The organism is Bordetella trematum, from assembly GCF_900078335.1.
Classification (GTDB): domain Bacteria; phylum Pseudomonadota; class Gammaproteobacteria; order Burkholderiales; family Burkholderiaceae_B; genus Bordetella; species Bordetella trematum.
Genome location: NZ_FKBR01000046.1, coordinates 59438 through 75512 on the forward strand (window position 1 = coordinate 59438; position 16075 = coordinate 75512).

15 protein-coding genes are annotated in these 16075 nt (G+C 65.9%); 4 read left to right on the forward strand and 11 right to left on the reverse strand.

Annotation, left to right across the window (positions count from 1 at the left end; translation table 11 throughout):
* The first annotated feature begins 204 nt into the window (after positions 1-204).
* Genes A7V84_RS17280 through A7V84_RS17295 form a run of 4 tightly spaced genes read left to right on the forward strand, consistent with a single transcriptional unit; the run spans position 205 to position 6651 of the window.
* Positions 205-1368, forward strand: coding sequence for an efflux RND transporter periplasmic adaptor subunit (locus A7V84_RS17280; RefSeq protein WP_063491752.1), 1164 nt, complete (start codon positions 205-207; stop codon positions 1366-1368).
* Between the two features lie 21 nt (positions 1369-1389).
* Positions 1390-4560, forward strand: coding sequence for an efflux RND transporter permease subunit (locus A7V84_RS17285; protein WP_033535099.1), 3171 nt, complete (start codon positions 1390-1392; stop codon positions 4558-4560).
* Between the two features lie 20 nt (positions 4561-4580).
* Entirely contained in the window at positions 4581-6035 is a 1455-nt protein-coding gene (locus A7V84_RS17290; RefSeq protein ID WP_063491751.1) for an efflux transporter outer membrane subunit, read from the forward strand.
* 55 nt (positions 6036-6090) lie between these two features.
* The gene (locus A7V84_RS17295) at positions 6091-6651 is read left to right on the forward strand and encodes a 5' nucleotidase, NT5C type (RefSeq protein WP_025513833.1); all 561 of its coding nucleotides are present in this window, start codon (positions 6091-6093) and stop codon (positions 6649-6651) included.
* 48 nt (positions 6652-6699) lie between these two features.
* Here A7V84_RS17295 and A7V84_RS17300 read toward each other — a convergent pair whose 3' ends face one another.
* The 11 genes from A7V84_RS17300 to queC form a co-directional block, all read right to left on the reverse strand.
* Entirely contained in the window at positions 6700-7323 is a 624-nt protein-coding gene (locus A7V84_RS17300; RefSeq protein ID WP_025513772.1) for a fimbrial protein, read from the reverse strand.
* An 89-nt stretch (positions 7324-7412) separates the two neighbouring features.
* The gene (locus A7V84_RS17305; protein ID WP_051348205.1) at positions 7413-8027 is read right to left on the reverse strand and encodes a fimbrial protein; all 615 of its coding nucleotides are present in this window, start codon (positions 8025-8027) and stop codon (positions 7413-7415) included.
* Positions 8028-8143: 116 nt separating this feature from the next.
* Positions 8144-8755 (reverse strand): fimbrial protein, encoded by a 612-nt coding sequence (locus A7V84_RS17310; RefSeq protein ID WP_063491750.1) that lies wholly within the window; start codon positions 8753-8755, stop codon positions 8144-8146.
* 104 nt (positions 8756-8859) lie between these two features.
* The gene (locus A7V84_RS17315) at positions 8860-9438 is read right to left on the reverse strand and encodes a fimbrial protein (RefSeq protein ID WP_115638952.1); all 579 of its coding nucleotides are present in this window, start codon (positions 9436-9438) and stop codon (positions 8860-8862) included.
* Positions 9439-9591: 153 nt separating this feature from the next.
* Positions 9592-10152: a fimbrial protein gene (locus A7V84_RS17320; RefSeq protein ID WP_033535103.1), complete on the reverse strand. Its 561-nt coding sequence runs from the start codon at positions 10150-10152 to the stop codon at positions 9592-9594.
* A 153-nt stretch (positions 10153-10305) separates the two neighbouring features.
* Complete coding sequence (locus tag A7V84_RS17325; protein WP_412778665.1) at positions 10306-10869, reverse strand: fimbrial protein; 564 nt, start codon at positions 10867-10869, stop codon at positions 10306-10308.
* A 178-nt stretch (positions 10870-11047) separates the two neighbouring features.
* Positions 11048-11683 carry a fimbrial protein gene (locus tag A7V84_RS17330; protein WP_231886827.1) on the reverse strand — a complete coding sequence of 212 codons (636 nt, stop codon included), beginning with the start codon at positions 11681-11683 and terminating at the stop codon, positions 11048-11050.
* A 113-nt stretch (positions 11684-11796) separates the two neighbouring features.
* On the reverse strand, positions 11797-12393 hold the full coding sequence (locus A7V84_RS17335) for a fimbrial protein (protein WP_052125794.1): 597 nt from the start codon (positions 12391-12393) through the stop codon (positions 11797-11799).
* A 151-nt stretch (positions 12394-12544) separates the two neighbouring features.
* Positions 12545-13180, reverse strand: coding sequence for a fimbrial protein (locus A7V84_RS17340; protein WP_025513782.1), 636 nt, complete (start codon positions 13178-13180; stop codon positions 12545-12547).
* A gap of 194 nt (positions 13181-13374) precedes the next feature.
* A complete protein-coding gene (gene ilvD / locus A7V84_RS17345) occupies positions 13375-15234 on the reverse strand; it encodes a dihydroxy-acid dehydratase (protein ID WP_025513783.1) in 1860 nt (619 codons plus the stop codon).
* Positions 15235-15344: 110 nt separating this feature from the next.
* A complete protein-coding gene (queC, locus tag A7V84_RS17350) occupies positions 15345-16058 on the reverse strand; it encodes a 7-cyano-7-deazaguanine synthase QueC (RefSeq protein ID WP_063491746.1) in 714 nt (237 codons plus the stop codon).
* Positions 16059-16075: the final 17 nt, after the last annotated feature.

Genomic DNA, 16075 nt, shown 5'->3' on the forward strand with positions numbered 1-16075 from the left:
GCAAGTTATCCCTAGGATACGAGAATTTCTCCGCTGATTGTACGCCCATGGCAAACAGTCATGCCGGAATACGATTGTTTATCCAGTCCGACAAAAAGCACAGAATTCGGCCCATCTGTCTCGATCCAGCGGATGGTTCCGTTCTCCGGGCGCCCTTGCGCCATCCCGCCCGATCGCCCCCGACGCTTTCTCAAGGACATCCCCATGACGTTGTCACGTCGCCGTATCGCTGTCGCCGTCGTTATCACGGGCCTGCTGCTGGGCACGGCCGCCCTGCGGCTGCAGGCTACCGCTGCCGCCCCGCCCGCCCCCGAGCCGCCCCAGGTGGAGGTGGCCCAGGCGCTGCAGCGCAGCATCACCGATTCGCAGACCTACTCCGGGCGCCTGGAGGCCATCGACCAGATCGACATCCGCCCCCTGGTGTCCGGCACCCTGACCGGCGTGCACTTCGAAGATGGCGCGCTGGTTCGCAAAGGCGATCTGCTGTTTACCATCGACCCGCTGCCTTATGCCGCCGAGGTCGAGCGCGCGGCCGCCCAACTGGCCGAAGCGCGTGCCGGCATGACCTACGCCAGCAGCGAGCTGGCGCGCGGGCGGCGGCTCCTGAACGAAAACGCCATCGCCCGGCGCGAGTTCGAAGAAAAGCAGAACGCCGAGCGCGCCGCCGCCGCGCGCCTGCAGGCGGCCCAGGCCGCCCTGGACACCGCCCGCCTGCACCTGGGCTACACCCGCATCACGGCGCCGGTCGACGGCCGGGTCTCGCGCGCCGAGATCACCGTGGGCAATGTGGTGGACGCCGGCGCCCAGGCCCGTCCCCTCACCACCCTGGTGTCGGTGGCCCGCATCTATGCGGCCTTCGAAGTCGACGAGCAGAGCTATCTGGCCCGCATCCAGCCGGCCCGCGCCCAGGGCCTGCCCGTCACCATCGACCTGGGCCTGGCCGACGAGGAAGGCTATTCGCGCCAGGGCGAGCTGCACTACGTCGACAACCGGCTGGACACCCGCTCGGGCACCATCCGGGTGCGCGCCGTGGTCGACAACCCCGACGCCACGCTGCTGCCCGGCCTCTATGCCAGGGTCCGCCTGACCGGCGGCGCGGCGCGCCAGGCCGTCCTCGTCGACGAGCGCGCCATCGGCACCGATCAGGACAGACGCTACGTCCTGGCGCTGGATGCGGAGGATCGCGTGGTCTACCGCCATGTCGTGCCGGGTTCGCACCAGGGCGGACTGCGCGAAATCGTGCAAGGCCTGGAACCCGGCGAACGACTGGTCGTCAACGGCCTGCAACGCGTCCAACCCGGCATGCGCGTGGCGCCCCGCCTGGTGGCCATGGACCGCACGGCCGCCACCCTGGCCGCCCGGCCCTAGCCCCGGCCTGCGGAGACCCCCATGAATCTCGCCAAGTTTTTCATCGACCGACCCATTTTCGCCGGCGTGCTGTCGGTGCTGGTCCTGTTGGCCGGCCTGCTGGCCATGTTCCAGTTGCCGGTGGCCGAATACCCGGAGGTCGTCCCGCCCTCGGTGGTGGTGCGCGCCCAGTATCCGGGCGCCAACCCGGCCGTGATCGCCGAAACCGTGGCCTCGCCCCTGGAAGAGGCCATCAACGGCGTCGAAGACATGCTCTATATGCAGTCGCAGGCCAACAGCGACGGCAACCTCACGCTGACCGTGCACTTTCGCCTGGGCGTGGATCCCGACAAGGCCCAGCAACTGGTTCAGAACCGTGTTTCTCAGGCGCTGCCGCGCCTGCCGCCGGACGTGCAGCGCCTGGGCGTGACCACCATCAAGAGTTCGCCCACGCTCACTCTGGTAACCCATCTCGTCTCGCCCGACCAGCGCTATGACCTGACCTATCTGCGCAACTACGCCCTCATCAACATCAAGGACCGGCTGTCGCGCCTGGATGGCGTGGGGGAAGTGGTGATGTGGGGCGGCGGCAATTACGCCATGCGCCTGTGGCTGGATCCGCAGCGCATCGCCCAGCGCGGCATGACGGCCGGCGACGTGGTGCAGGCCGTGCGCGAGCAGAACGTACAGGTCGCCGCCGGCGTGATCGGCGCGCCCCCCATGGCTGCCGACGTCGGTCTGCAGATGAACGTACATACGCGCGGACGGCTGCAGACCGAACAGGAATTTGCCGACATCGTGCTCAACACCTCCCCCGGCGGCGGCATCACGCGACTGGGCGACGTGGCCCGCGTGGCGCTGCAGGCCCAGGACTACGATCTGCGCTCCCTGCTCGACAACCATGACGCGGTCGGCCTGGCCATCATGCAGGCCCCCGGCGCCAATGCGCTGGAGGTCGCCCGCCAGGTGCGCGAAACCATGCAGGAGCTGGCGCGCGACTTTCCGCCCGGCGTGGAGTACCGCATCGAGTACGACACCACCCAGTTCGTGCAGTCCAGCATCGAAGCGGTGGTCCACACCTTGCTCGAAGCCGTGGCGCTGGTGGTGCTGGTGGTGATTCTGTTCCTGCAGACCTGGCGCGCGTCCATCATTCCGCTGCTGGCCGTGCCGGTCTCCATCATCGGCACCTTCGCCCTGCTGCTGGTGTTCGGCTATTCGATCAACGCGCTGTCGCTGTTCGGCATGGTGCTGGCCATCGGCATCGTGGTCGATGACGCCATCGTGGTGGTGGAGAACGTCGAGCGCAACATCGCCGACGGCCTGTCCCCGCGGGAGGCGACCTATCGCGCCATGCGCGAGGTCAGCGGCCCCATCATCGCCATTGCGCTCACCCTGTGCGCGGTGTTCGTGCCGCTGGCCTTCATGACCGGCCTGACCGGCCAGTTCTACAAGCAGTTCGCCATGACCATCGCCATCTCGACGGTGATCTCGGCCTTCAATTCGCTGACGCTCTCGCCCGCGCTCTCGGCCTTGCTGCTCAAGCGCCACGATGCCCCGCAGGACTGGCTGACACGCCAGATGAATCGTTACCTGGGGGGATTCTTCGCGGCCTTCAACCGTGTATTCGGGCGCGCCTCGCAACGCTATGGCCAACAGGTGCGCGGCGTGATCGGCCGACGCCGCCAGGCGCTGGGCGTCTACCTGGTCTTGCTGGCGCTCACCGCCGGCCTGGCCTGGGCCGTGCCCGGTGGCTTCGTGCCCGCGCAAGACAAACAATACCTGGTGGCCTTTGCCCAGTTGCCCAGCGGCGCCTCGCTGGAGCGCACCGACGCCGTGACCCGGCGCATGACCGACATGGCGCTGAAAGAGCCGGGCGTGCAGAGCGCCCTGGCTTTTCCGGGCCTGTCCATCAACGGCTTCACCAACAGCGCCAGCGCGGGCATCGTCTTCCTCACGCTCGCCCCTTTTGACGAACGGCGCAGCGACGCATTGTCGGGAGACGCCATCGCGGCCAGCCTCAACGGCAAGCTCGCCGCCATCAATGAAGCCTTTGTGGCCGTCTTCCCGCCGCCGCCGGTGCTGGGGCTGGGCACGCTGGGCGGCTTCAAACTGCAGATCGAAGACCGCGGCGCGGCCGGCTACGCCGAACTGGATCGCGCCACGCGCGCCTTCCTGGAGCGAGCCGCCCGCACGCCCGAACTGGGGCCGGCCTTCACCAACCACCAGATCAACGTGCCGCAACTGGAGGTGGACCTGGACCGGGTCAAGGCCAAGCAGCTCGGCGTGGCCGTCACCGATGTATTCGAAACCATGCAGATCTACCTGGGTTCGCTCTACGTGAACGACTTCAACCGCTTTGGACGCGTGCTGCAGGTGCGCGCCCAGGCCGATGCGCCGTTCCGCTCCCGGCCCCAGGACATCCTCCAGCTGAAAACGCGCAGCGCCAGCGGCGAGATGGTGCCGCTGTCGGCGCTGATGACCGTGCGCGAAACCTATGGCCCCGACATGGTGGTGCGCTACAACGGGTATACCGCCGCCGATATCAACGGCGGCCCGGCCCCGGGCTACTCCAGCGGCCAGGCGCAGGCGGCCGCCGAGCGCATCGCCGACGAGGTGCTGCCGCGCGGCATGAAGATGGAATGGACCGAACTGACCTACCAGCAGATCCTGGCCGGCAACGCCGGGCTGTGGGTGTTCCCGATCTCGGTGCTGCTGGTCTTCCTGGTGCTGGCGGCCCTCTACGAGAGCCTGACCCTGCCGCTGGCGGTCATCCTGATCGTGCCCACCGGCATTCTGGCCGCACTGACCGGCGTCTGGCTGACAGGCGGCGACAACAATATCTTCACGCAGATCGGCTTCATGGTGCTGGTCGGGCTGTCGGCCAAGAACGCCATCCTGATTGTCGAATTCGCGCGCGAGCTGGAGCAGCAGGGGGCCACCCCGCGCGAGGCCGCCATCGAAGCCAGCCGTCTGCGCCTGCGCCCCATCCTCATGACCTCCATCGCCTTCATCATGGGCGTGCTGCCCCTGGTTCTGTCCAGCGGCGCAGGCGCCGAGATGCGCCACGCGATGGGCGTGGCGGTGTTCGCCGGCATGCTGGGCGTCACCCTGTTCGGGCTGTTCCTGACGCCGGTGTTCTATGTCGCGCTGCGCAGCCTGGGCCGGCGCCACGCGCCCGCCTCCGCCCTGCCCGCCGCCCCCCACGACGCCTGACATCGAGAAGAACCTTCATCATGACGCTCCCCCTTGCCCGTCTTTTCTCCCCGCTGGCGCTGGCGGCAGCCCTGGCCGCCTGCACGGTCGGCCCTGACTATCAGCGCCCCGCCGTCACGCTGCCCGATCACTACAAGGAAGCCGCCGCAGCCCCGCTGCCGGGCGACTGGAAGCCCGCCGAACCTGCCGACGCCGCCCTGCGTGGCGAGTGGTGGCGACTGTTCGGCGATCCCGAGCTCGACGCCCTGCAGCAACAGGCGCGCCAGGCCAACCAGAACCTGCAGGCCGCCGCCGCCCGGCTCGCCCAGGCGCGCGCCGCGCTCAAGACGGACCAGTCAGCGCGCCAGCCGCGCGTGGACGCCGGCTTGGGCCCCAGCCGCCAGCGCCCCTCTCCCGTATCGCAGGGGCTGCCCGATCACGCCGACACCCAGGCCGCCACCCAATGGCGCGCCCAGGTGGGCATCGCCTACGAGGCCGACCTGTTCGGCCGGGTGGCGCGCCAGATCGACGCCGGCCAGGCCGGCGCCGAACAAAGCGCGGCGCTCTACCAGTCGGTGCTGCTGGCGCTGCATGCCGATGTGGCGGCGACTTATTTCCAGGTGCGCGAGTATGACGCCGAGGCCGTGATTTACCGGCAGACCGTGGCGCTGCGCGAGCAGACGCTCGCGCTCATCGAACGCCGCTACGACGCCGGCGACATCGGCCGGCTGGATCTGGCGCGGGCACGCACCGAGCTGGCCCAGGCGCGCGCCGAGGCCGTGGGTGTGGCCCGCCAGCGGGCGCTGGCCGAACACGCCCTGGCGCTGCTGCTCGGCCAGCCGGCCAGCAGCTTCAGCCTGCCGGCCCGCCCGCTCGACGCACTGACCGTAAGCATCCCCAGCGGCCTGCCGTCAGCGCTCCTGGAACGCCGGCCCGACATCGCCGCCGCCGAACGCGGCATGGCCGCGGCCAATGCGCGCATCGGCGTGGCCCAGGCGGCCTTCTTCCCGCGCCTGGAACTGACCGGCGCACTGGGCAGCGAAGCCTCCACGCTGGACAACCTGCTGCACTGGTCTTCGCGCACCTTCCTGCTCGGTCCGCTGGTGGGCACAGCCCTCAGCCTGCCGCTGTGGGACGGCGGACGTCGCCGGGCCGACGTCGAACGCGCGCGGGCGCAGTACGAGGAAGAAGTCGCGGCCTACCAACAGACGGTGTTGACGGCCTTGCGCGAGGTCGAGGACAACCTCGCGCAATTGCGCCTGCTGACCCGGCAACGGGAGGCCCAGCAGACCGCACTGGACAATGCCGACCAGGCTGCCAGGCTGTCCCATGTGCAGTATCGCGAGGGGGCCATCAGCTATCTGGACGTCATCGAGGCGGATCGCAGCACGCTGACGCAGCGCCGCGCAGCGCTGCGCCTGAACGGCGAGCAGGCGCGCGCCACCGTCCTGCTGGTGCGAGCGCTGGGCGGCGGCTGGGAGCTGCCCACCCCCTGACAACGCGTCGGCCGGGACCATGGCACAATCAGCCATCGTCACTTGCCTGCCCGCCATGCTGATTCTGCTAGATATGGACGGCGTTCTCGCCGACTTCGAACACGCCTTCCTGGCGGCCTGGCGCGAGCGCCACCCGGATATCGCCCCGGTCGAGTACGAGGACCGCCAATCCTTCTATATCCAGCAGGACTACCCTGCCGAATTGCGCCCCCGCGTCGAGGCGATCTACACCGCCCCCGGCTTCATTCGCCATCTGCCGCCCGTGCCCGGCGCCATCGAGGCCGTCAATGACCTCATGGCCATGGGCCTGGAGGTGCGTTTCTGCAGTTCGCCCTTGCGTCAGTACGACCATTGCGTGCTGGAAAAATACCAATGGATCGAGGCGCACTTCGGGCGCGCGGCCACCGAAAGGCTGATCCTCACGCGCGACAAGACCCTCGTGCAAGGCGACCTGCTCATCGACGACCGGCCGCGCATCACGGGCGCCACGCGCCCCCAATGGCAGCACATCCTCTACGACACCCCCTACAACCGTCAGGAAACCGACCGGCCGCGCCTGACCTGGCAGAACTGGCGCAACGTGCTGGCCGGCGCGCTTTATCGCGCCGACGCCTGAAGCCCGCGCCCAGAACCCGCATCAGAAACGCCCAGCCCGGGGCAGGTGTCAGGGATAGACGATCGAGTACTGCACATAGCTCACCAGCTTGCCGGCCTTGATCGCGCCTTCTCCACTCTTGATGTAGCGCGCCAGATAACGCAACGTCGCCGTCTTGCTACTGCCTTCGCTGGCGTTGACCAGGGTCTGCCCGAGCGCGCCCTGCTCGCCCACCGCCGCCCCCATCTTGATGACCGTGCCGTCGGTGTTGATCAGCTGGATGGAGACGTTGTCGGCCTTGCTGGCCGAGCTGCGGTCGGGGATGCCTGTTTCCGGCGTTGTCTTGGCAGAGGCTTCCGTGTAGGCGTACAGATAGCCCTTGTCGTAGTCCGTCGTGGGGCCAGGTTCGAAATAGGCCTTGATGTCGCCCGACAACGCCATCGGACAGTCCGTGACCTTGATCGTGAACAACGTCGCGCCAGCCGTATCGTTGACGCTCTTTAGCGCCGAGGTCGAAATCTTGGGCAGGTTGACGATGAAATTATGCGGCGGCTCCTTGCCTTCTATCTTGCAGGTCTGGTCGGTGATCTCGCCATTGATGGTGATGGTGCCATCCACGGCGAAGGCCGGAGCGGCCACCGTCAGGGTCAGGCTGAGCGCGCACAGCGGCGCAGAAACACGGCGAAGGGACATAGCAGCGACGGAAGCGGTTGAAGTGCTTGAATGATTACCGCTTTCGTACTCGGATATTTCCTCAAGTCATGCCATCCATCCCCCTTGCATCAGGGATAGACCAGGGAATACTGCACATAGCTCACCAGCTTGTTGGCCGAGATATCGCCCGTGCCGCTCTTGATGTAGCGCACCAGGTAGCGCAGGGTGGCCGCTTTCGTGGATCGGTCAGAACCGTTGACCAGAGTCTGCCCCGATGCGCCCTGCTCGGCCAACGGCGCGCCCAGCTTGATGGGGCTGCCGTCGATATTCGCAATCTGGAACGATACATTCTGCGCCTTCTCGGCACTGCTGCGATCGGGGATCGAGGTGGCCGCGACGGTGGCGGGCGACTCCTTGTAGGCATAGAGCAAGGCCTTGTCGTAATCGGTCGTCGGGCCCGGCTCGAAATACGCCTTGATCTGCCCGCTCAGCTCGGACGGGCAATCCGAGATGTTCAGGACGAACACCGTGGCGCCCGCCGTTGCATTGAGCGCCTTCAGGGCCGATGCCGAGATCTTGGGCAACGCCACGATGAAGTTGTGCGGCGGCAGATTGCCGTTGATCTTGCAGGTCTGGCTGGTGATTTCGCCATTGATGGTGATGGTGCCATCGACGGCGTGCGCAGCCGGCGCGGCCGCCAGGGCCAGGGTGACGAAAAGCGTGCGGCAAGGATAGGGGTGCATGAAAAGGGAGGCTCTGGGCGAAATGACGGCTGAAATCATCACCCGCTGCGGCAAGCGGCTTTCCGGCACGCAGCCGCAAATCGGTCTATCCCTCCCCCTCCCTGTCCGTGCTCGTCTCAGGGATAGACGATGGAGTACTGGACGTAGCTCACCAGCTTGCCGGCCTTGATGGTGTCGGCGCCGCTTCTGACGTAGCGCGCCAGATACCTCAATGTGGCGGACTTCATGCCATCTCCGGTCAGCATTGCGCCAGCCGCGCTGTTGCTACCCGCCCCCAGCGTGATCTTGCTGCTGTCCGGGTTGGCAAGCTGGATCTGCACGTTCTGGGCCAGGGTCAGGGTACTGGTCGACGGAATGCTGCTTGCGATGTCGGTGCTGCTGCTATCGGACGTATTGGAGTAGGCGCGCAGATTGCCGCTGTCGTAGTCGGTGGTGGCGCCCGGCTCGAAATACGCCTTCACCTCGCCCGACAGAGTGCTGGGGCAATCGGTCAGCTTGATTTCGAACGGGGTGGCGCCGGCCACGTCGCCCACCATCTTCAAGGCCGACGTCGAGATCTTGGGCAGATGGACCACGAAGTCGGCAGGCGGCGCCTTGCCGTTGATCTTGCAGGTGCTGTCGATGATTTCACCATTGATGGTGATGGTGCCATCCACGGCGAAGGCCGGCGCGGCGGCGGTCAGGGCGAGAATCAGCGCACAAACAGGAGAGGCGTGGCGAACAGACATGGGGCATGAGTCTTAGGCAGTGGTTCTACAGCCATCATTACCGTTACCTAACTCAGAATCGTCCCTGGATGACGAAGGACCTCGCGAAGGCGTCGGACGCTCTTTCAGGGATAGACAATGGAATACTGAACGTAGCTCACCAGTTTGCCTGCGGAAATCGTGCCGGCGCTGGTCCTCACATAGCGCGCCAGGTACCTCAGGGTCGCGCTCTTGGTGGTCTTCCCGCTCACGGTCTGCAGGGTCGCCGCGTTTGCCGTCTGAGCCGTCACGTCCGCGCCCAGGGTGATGGCCACGCCATCGGGGTTGGCCAACTGAAAGGCGATGTGCTCGGCCTTGCTCGCCCCGACGCGGCTCGGAATCGAGGTTTCTGTCGTGCCCACCGTCGTGGTGGTGTAGGCATACAACGCGCCGTTGTCGTAGTCGGTGGTCACGCCCGGCTCGAAGTAGGCGCGGACCTGGCCGCTCAGGGTGCTGGGGCAGTCGGTGATCTTGATGGTGAAGGGGGTCGCCCCGGCGTAGTCATTGGGGCTCTTGAGTGCATAGCTGGAGATCTTGGGCAGGGTGACCACCAGGTTGTACGGAGGCTCGGCCCCATTGATCTTGCAGGTGGCGTCCGAGATCTCGCCGTTGATGGTGATGGTGCCGTCAACGGCCCAGGCCGATGGCGCGACGGCCAGGGACATGACACTGAAAACCAGGCTTGAACGAAAACGGGTCATGAGCAACGGAGGTGGTGTGGACTTGGATGGAATCATCACCGGCCCCGCTCACGGAAGTTTCCGAGAACCTGTTGGCGCTCATCCTGCCCCGCAATCTGCCGTCACGACCGCCCGGCCTCAGGGATAGACGATGGAGTACTGCACATAGCTCACCAGCTTGCCCGCGGCAATCGTCCCTTCACCACTTTTGACGTAGCGCGCCAGATAGCGCAAGGTGGCCGACTTCTGTTCGGTTCCGGTCAGGGTCGCCCCCATTGCGGTCGTCGCGCCGATGGCCACCCGCGTGCCATCGGGATTGGCCAGTTCGATCTCGACGTTCTCCGCCTGCGTGAGGCTGCTCGTCGACGGAATGTTGTTCTTGGCCTCGGTGATCGCATCGGTGGTCGTATAGGCGCGCAGGTTCCCTGTGTCGTAATCGGTCGTCGGACCCGGCTCGAAGTAAGCCTTGACCGAACCAGACAAGGTTTTCGGACATTCGGTGAGTTTGATCTCGAACAGCGTAGCGCCAGCGACATCGCCCTTCATCTTCAGGGCGGAGCGCGATATCTTTGGCAGATGCACCAGGATGTCGGCCGGCGGTTCCTTGCCGTTGATCTTACAGGTCTGGTCGGTGATCTCACCATTGATGGTGATGGTGCCGTCAACCGCCCAGGCCGACGGCACGACGGCCAGGGACATGACACTGAAAACCAAGCTTGAACGAAAACGAGTCATGAGCAACAGAGGTGGTGTGGACTTGGATGGAATCATCACCGGCCCCGCTCACGGAAGTTTCCGAGAACCTGTTGGCGCTCATCCTGCCCCGCAATCTGCCGTCACGACCGCCCGGCCTCAGGGATAGACGATGGAGTACTGCACATAGCTCACCAGCTTGCCGGCGGCGATGTTGCCCGTGCCGCTCTTGATGTAACGCACCAGATAGCGCAAGGTCGCGGTCTTTTTCGTGTCGCTGGTGCTGGTGGCCGCCAGCGTCTGGCCAAGAGCGCCCTGGTCGGCCGGCGCCACGCCGATCTTGATCGGCGTGCCATCCAGATTGGCGAGCTGGAACGCCACGTTGGTGGCAGGCGTTTTGCCCACAAGGCTTGGGATATCGGCGGCGGCCGTGGTCTTGGCCGCGCTCTCGCTGTAGGCGTGGAGATAGCCGTGCTCATAGTCGGTGCTGGCGCCCGGTTCGAAATAGGCCTTGATGTCGCCGGTTAGCGTGGCCGGACAATCGGTCACCTTGATGCTGAAGGCTGTCGCGCCAGCCGTGTCGTTGACGTTCTTGAGCGCCGAAGTCGAGATCTTGGGCAGGTTGACGATGAAGTTGTAGGGTGGCGGATTGCCGTTGATCTTGCAGGTCTGGTCGGTAATCTCACCATTGATGGTGATGGTGCCATCGACGGCCTGCGCCACGGGCGTGGCGGCCAGGGCAAGCAGGCAGAAGGCAAAGCGCGGACGGATACGAAGCATGGCGAGCGGACAGGAAGGGTTGTTCTGCCTTGAATCATTACCTGCCCCCGGAAGGGATGATTCCGAAACACGCATGGTTGATTTCCCGGGCTGCAACACGCCGTCACGCCACCGTCGCGGCTCAGGGATAGACGATCGAATACTGCACGTAAGTCACCAGTTTGCCGGCATCGGCCTCGCCGTCGCCGGTGCGCACATAGCGGGCCAGATAGCGCAACGTGGCGCTCTTGTAGGTGCCCGAAGTCTGGAGCGTCTCGCCGCGCCCGCCCTGGGTGGCAGCATCGTCCCCCATGCGGATGGCCGTACCGTCGGGGTTGGCGAGCTGGATCTGCACATTGCTCATCGCCGTTCCCGGCGCCTCGGGGATGGCTGCCTTGGTGGTGGTGACGGCCGAGCTGGTCTGGTAGGCGATGAGATTACCCGTGGCGTAATCGGTGGTGCGCCCCGGCTCGAAGTAGGCCCGGACCTTGCCGTCCGCCAGCGTGCTGGGGCATTCCGTCAGCGCCAGCACGAAGACCGTCGCGCCGGCCGTGGCGCCCTTGGTCTTGAGCGCCGAGCGGCTGATCTTGGGCAGCGTAACCAGCAGATCGGCTGGTGGCGTCTGCCCGTTGATCTTGCAAGTGGAATCAATGATCTCGCCATTGATAGTGATGGTGCCGTCGACGGCCAGCGCCGGCAGCGACACGGCGGTTGCGGCACACAACAGGAGCGCGCGGCAATAGACAGGCAAGGCGGGAAGGTCGTTGCGATTCATCATGACCGCGATCATTACCCGGCGCAGGCGCCGTATTTTCCGAAAACGTGTTGGCGTCTCGCCCATCCCGCCCTGGAGCGCCGTGCCCCCGGGCCCTGTGAATCAGCCGAGTCCTATCAGGGATAGACGATCGAGTACTGCACGTAGGAAACCAGCTTGCCCGCGGTGATGGCACCTTCGCTGCTTTTCACATAGCTGGCCAGGTAGCGCAGCGTGGCCGACTTCTTGTCGCTGCCTTCCAGGGTGACGCCGGCGGCCATATTGACGGCCGCGCCGAGGGTGATCTTCGTGCCATCCGGGTTGGACAGCCGGATCTCGACGTGGCTCGCCTTGGCCGCGCCGGCGCGATCGCTGGGAATGCTGGAAGGCGCTGGCGACGTGGTGCTGGCGCTGCCGGTGTAGGCGTACAGATTGCCGCTGTCGTAGTCGGTCGTCACACCGGGTTCGAAATACGCCTTGACCTGCCCGGTCAGGGTGCTGGGACAGTCAGTGATCTTGATGGTGAACAGCGTCGCGCCGGCCGTGTCATTGACCTTCTTGAGCGCCGAGGCGGCGATCTTGGGCAAGGTCACGACAAAGTCATAGGGCGGCGCGCTGCCGTTGATCTTGCAGGTCTGGTCGGTGATCTCGCCATTGATGGTAATGGTGCCATCCACGGCCCAGGCTGGCGCGGTGGCAGCCAGCGAGAGGGTGAAGACGCAGCGGGAAAGCATGATACGAGCAGGCATCGGTAGCGGATGAGGTCGGTTGTCCTGCTCAGATAATTACCGCGAGATATCCGAAGCAGGGACCGGGGCGATGCAGGAAATGCCCGAGAATGCGCCTGCCGCCGCGTCCCGCCGCAGGCGCATCAGACCAGAGCGATCAGGGATAGAGGATGGAATAGGTCACGTAGCTGACCAGTTTTCCCGCTTCGGGTTCGCTGTCGCCCGTGCGCACATAGCGCGCCAGATAGCGCAGCGTGGCGCTCTTGGTGGTACCCGACGTCTGCAGGGTCTCGCCCCGGGCAGCCTGCGTGCTTGCGTCGCTGCCCATGCGGATCACGCTGCCATCGATGTTGGCCAGCTGGATCTGCACGTTGTTCTTGGCCGTGCCAAGATCGGCGGGGATGCTACTGGCGGCGGCCGTGATGTCGCTGCTGGTGCCGTAGGCAATCAGATTGCCTGTGCCGTAGTCGGTGGTGCGCCCCGGCTCGAAATACGCCCGGACCTCACCGCTCATGGTGGCGGGACATTCGGTAAGCGCGATCTGGAATGGCGTCGCGCCCGCGACATCACCCTTGGTCTTGAGCGCGGAGCGGCTGATCTTCGGCAGCGTCACCCAGATATTGGCCGGGGGGGTCACGCCGTTGATCTTGCAGGTCTGGTCGGTGATCTCGCCGTTGATGGTGATGGTGCCATCCACGGCCAGCGCGGCGCCGGGCAGGTTGAGGAGCAGGACGCCGCAGACGAGTGCGGCGCCGGCGGAAGCGGACAGAATGGGCGTGACAGGTTTGTGCATATCCGGAGCCATAAAAAAAGGGTGACTGGATATTAGTGGGCGCCAGGAGACGAAATGTCTGATAAGTGCGAAGGCCTTTGCGTCTATTGACGCTGGGAATTGCACGATCAAGGTCGCCCATGCACAAAAAAAAACGCCGCCAGGCGCAAAGGCCGGCGGCGTTCGGGGCGCAGACGGGCAGCGCCCCAGCGGCATCAGCCGCGCTTGAGTTGCGAGAGGTCGCGCACCGCGCCACGGTCAGCCGAGGTGGCCAGCGCGGCGTAGGCCTGCAGGGCTTGCGAGACGACGCGTTCGCGGTTCACGGGCGTCCAGGCCTGCTCGCCACGCGCCTGCATGGCGGCACGGCGGCTGGCCAGCTCGGCATCGCTGACGGCCAGATGGATGCGGCGTTGCGGGATGTCGATCTCGATCACGTCGCCGTCCTGAACCAGACCAATGGCACCCCCTTCGGCGGCTTCCGGCGAGGCATGGCCGATGACCAGCCCCGAAGAGCCACCCGAGAAGCGCCCGTCGGTGAACAGCGCGCACGTCTTACCCAAGCCCTTGGACTTCAGGTAGGAGGTCGGGTAGAGCATCTCCTGCATGCCCGGGCCGCCCTTGGGCCCTTCGTAGCGGATGATGACCACATCGCCGGCCACGACCTTGTCGCCCAGGATGCCTTCGACTGCGTCTTCCTGGCTTTCGAACACCCGCGCACGGCCTGTGAACACCCACTGGGATTCGTCCACGCCCGCGGTCTTCACGATGCAGCCTTTCTCGGCCAGGTTGCCGTACAGCACGGCCAGCCCGCCATCCTGCGAATAGGCGTGTTCCTTGCTGCGGATGCAACCGTTCTGGCGGTCCATGTCGAGCGTCAGGAAGGTCTTGTCCTGGCTGAAGGCCACGGTGGTCGGCACACCGCCGGGCGCGGCGCGGTAGAACTTCTGCGCGGCCTCGCCGGCGCCGCCGGCCACGTCCCATTGCTCGATGGCCTGGCCCAGCGTGCCGCTGTGCACGTTGCCGCAGGACAGATCCAGCAGCCCGGCGCGGCCCAGCTCGCCCAGGATGCCCAGGATGCCGCCGGCACGGTGCACGTCTTCGATGTGATATTTGTCAGTGGCCGGCGCGGCCTTGCACAGGCAGGGCACCAGGCGCGAAATGCGGTCGATGTCGGCCATGGTGAAATCCACCCCGGCTTCCTGTGCGGCGGCCAGCAGGTGCAGCACCGTATTGGTCGAGCCGCCCATGGCCACGTCCAGCGACATGGCGTTCTCGAAGGCTGCCTTGGTGGCGATGTTGCGCGGCAGCACCGAGCTGTCATCCTGCTCGTAGTAGCGGCGACACAGATCGACCACCAGACGCCCGGCCTGCTCGAACAGGCTCTTGCGCCAGGCGTGGGTGGCGACGATGGTGCCGTTGCCCGGCAGCGCCAGGCCGATGGCCTCGGTCAGGCAGTTCATGGAGTTGGCCGTGAACATGCCGGAACAGGAGCCGCAGGTCGGGCAGGCGCTGCGCTCGACCTCTTCGGCCTCGGCATCGCTCACGTTGGGATCGGCCGCCTTGATCATGGCGTCGACCAGGTCCAGCGAAATGACCTTGCCGTCGGTGGGCGAGACCACCTTGCCGGCCTCCATCGGACCGCCCGAGACGAACACCACGGGGATGTTCAGGCGCATGGCGGCCATCAGCATTCCCGGCGTGATCTTGTCGCAGTTGGAGATGCAGACCATCGCATCGGCGCAATGCGCGTTGACCATGTACTCGACCGAGTCGGCGATCAGTTCGCGCGAGGGCAGCGAATACAGCATGCCGCCGTGGCCCATGGCGATGCCGTCATCGACGGCGATGGTGTTGAATTCCTTGGCCACACCGCCGGCCGCCTCGATCTGGCCGGCCACCAGGGCGCCCAGGTCGCGCAGGTGCACGTGGCCCGGCACGAACTGCGTGAACGAGTTGACTACCGCAATGATGGGTTTGCCAAAATCGCCGTCCTTCATGCCGGTGGCGCGCCAGAGCGCGCGTGCGCCGGCCATGTTGCGGCCATGGGTGGAGGTACGTGAACGGTAGTGCGGCATGATCCTTCTCGGGCGGTGGTGTCAGCGAAGCCCTAGATATTACGCTGTATTACGTAGGGCGGGCTCCCCGGGTCTTCGGTGCGGCGCAGCAAATCCCCGGGGCAGGCAGGTCAGGCGGCGGGCGTTTGCGTCCAGCGCTGCCAGCCGGCGGCGCGCAACGCGCAGGCCGGGCACTCGCCGCAGCCATAGCCCCAGTCGTGACGCCGGCCGCGCTCGCCCAGATAACAGGTGTGACTGTGTTCGACGATCAGATCGACCAGCGCCTGGCCGCCCAGCTCTCGGGCCAGCGCCCAGGCCTCGGCCTTGTCGAGCCACATGAGCGGAGTTTCGATGGTCACGCGCGCGCCCAGCCCCAGGCTCAGGGCCACCTGCTGCGCCTTGATCGTGTCGTCGCGGCAATCGGGATAGCCCGAGAAGTCGGTTTCGCACATGCCGCCGACCAGCACATCGAGCTGGCGCCGGTAGCCCAGCGCGGCGGCCAGATTGAGGAACAACAGATTGCGGCCCGGCACGAAAGTGTTGGGCAGCCCGTTGTCCTGCATCTCGATGGCCCGTTCGCTGGTCATGGCGGTATCGCCCACCTGGCCCAGCACCTTCAGATCCAGCACATGGTCTTCGCCCAGGCGCGCGGCCCACTCCGGAAAAGCGGCGTGCAGCTCGCGCAGCACATGCTGGCGCGCCTGCAGTTCGATGTGATGCCGCTGGCCATAGTCGAAGGCCACGGTCTCGACATGGGCGTAGCGCTGCAGCGCCCAGGCCAGGCAGGTGGTGGAGTCCTGGCCGCCGGAGAACAGCACCAGGGCACGGCGTTGATGGTTTTGCATAGCGAAGCACACGAAAA

What these genes read in the sequence shown, in the direction of transcription:
- A7V84_RS17280 (WP_063491752.1), top strand. Translation starts at nt 205, where the DNA reads ATGACGTTGTCACGTCGCCGTATCGCTGTCGCCGTCGTTATCACGGGC.
- A7V84_RS17285 (WP_033535099.1), top strand. Translation starts at nt 1,390, where the DNA reads ATGAATCTCGCCAAGTTTTTCATCGACCGACCCATTTTCGCCGGCGTG.
- A7V84_RS17290 (WP_063491751.1), top strand. Translation starts at nt 4,581, where the DNA reads ATGACGCTCCCCCTTGCCCGTCTTTTCTCCCCGCTGGCGCTGGCGGCA.
- A7V84_RS17295 (WP_025513833.1), top strand. Translation starts at nt 6,091, where the DNA reads ATGCTGATTCTGCTAGATATGGACGGCGTTCTCGCCGACTTCGAACAC.
- A7V84_RS17300 (WP_025513772.1), bottom strand. Translation starts at nt 7,323, where the DNA reads ATGTCCCTTCGCCGTGTTTCTGCGCCGCTGTGCGCGCTCAGCCTGACC.
- A7V84_RS17305 (WP_051348205.1), bottom strand. Translation starts at nt 8,027, where the DNA reads ATGCACCCCTATCCTTGCCGCACGCTTTTCGTCACCCTGGCCCTGGCG.
- A7V84_RS17310 (WP_063491750.1), bottom strand. Translation starts at nt 8,755, where the DNA reads ATGTCTGTTCGCCACGCCTCTCCTGTTTGTGCGCTGATTCTCGCCCTG.
- A7V84_RS17315 (WP_115638952.1), bottom strand. Translation starts at nt 9,438, where the DNA reads ATGTCCCTGGCCGTCGCGCCATCGGCCTGGGCCGTTGACGGCACCATC.
- A7V84_RS17320 (WP_033535103.1), bottom strand. Translation starts at nt 10,152, where the DNA reads ATGTCCCTGGCCGTCGTGCCGTCGGCCTGGGCGGTTGACGGCACCATC.
- A7V84_RS17330 (WP_231886827.1), bottom strand. Translation starts at nt 11,683, where the DNA reads ATGATGAATCGCAACGACCTTCCCGCCTTGCCTGTCTATTGCCGCGCG.
- A7V84_RS17335 (WP_052125794.1), bottom strand. Translation starts at nt 12,393, where the DNA reads ATGCTTTCCCGCTGCGTCTTCACCCTCTCGCTGGCTGCCACCGCGCCA.
- A7V84_RS17340 (WP_025513782.1), bottom strand. Translation starts at nt 13,180, where the DNA reads ATGCACAAACCTGTCACGCCCATTCTGTCCGCTTCCGCCGGCGCCGCA.
- ilvD (WP_025513783.1), bottom strand. Translation starts at nt 15,234, where the DNA reads ATGCCGCACTACCGTTCACGTACCTCCACCCATGGCCGCAACATGGCC.
- queC (WP_063491746.1), bottom strand. Translation starts at nt 16,058, where the DNA reads ATGCAAAACCATCAACGCCGTGCCCTGGTGCTGTTCTCCGGCGGCCAG.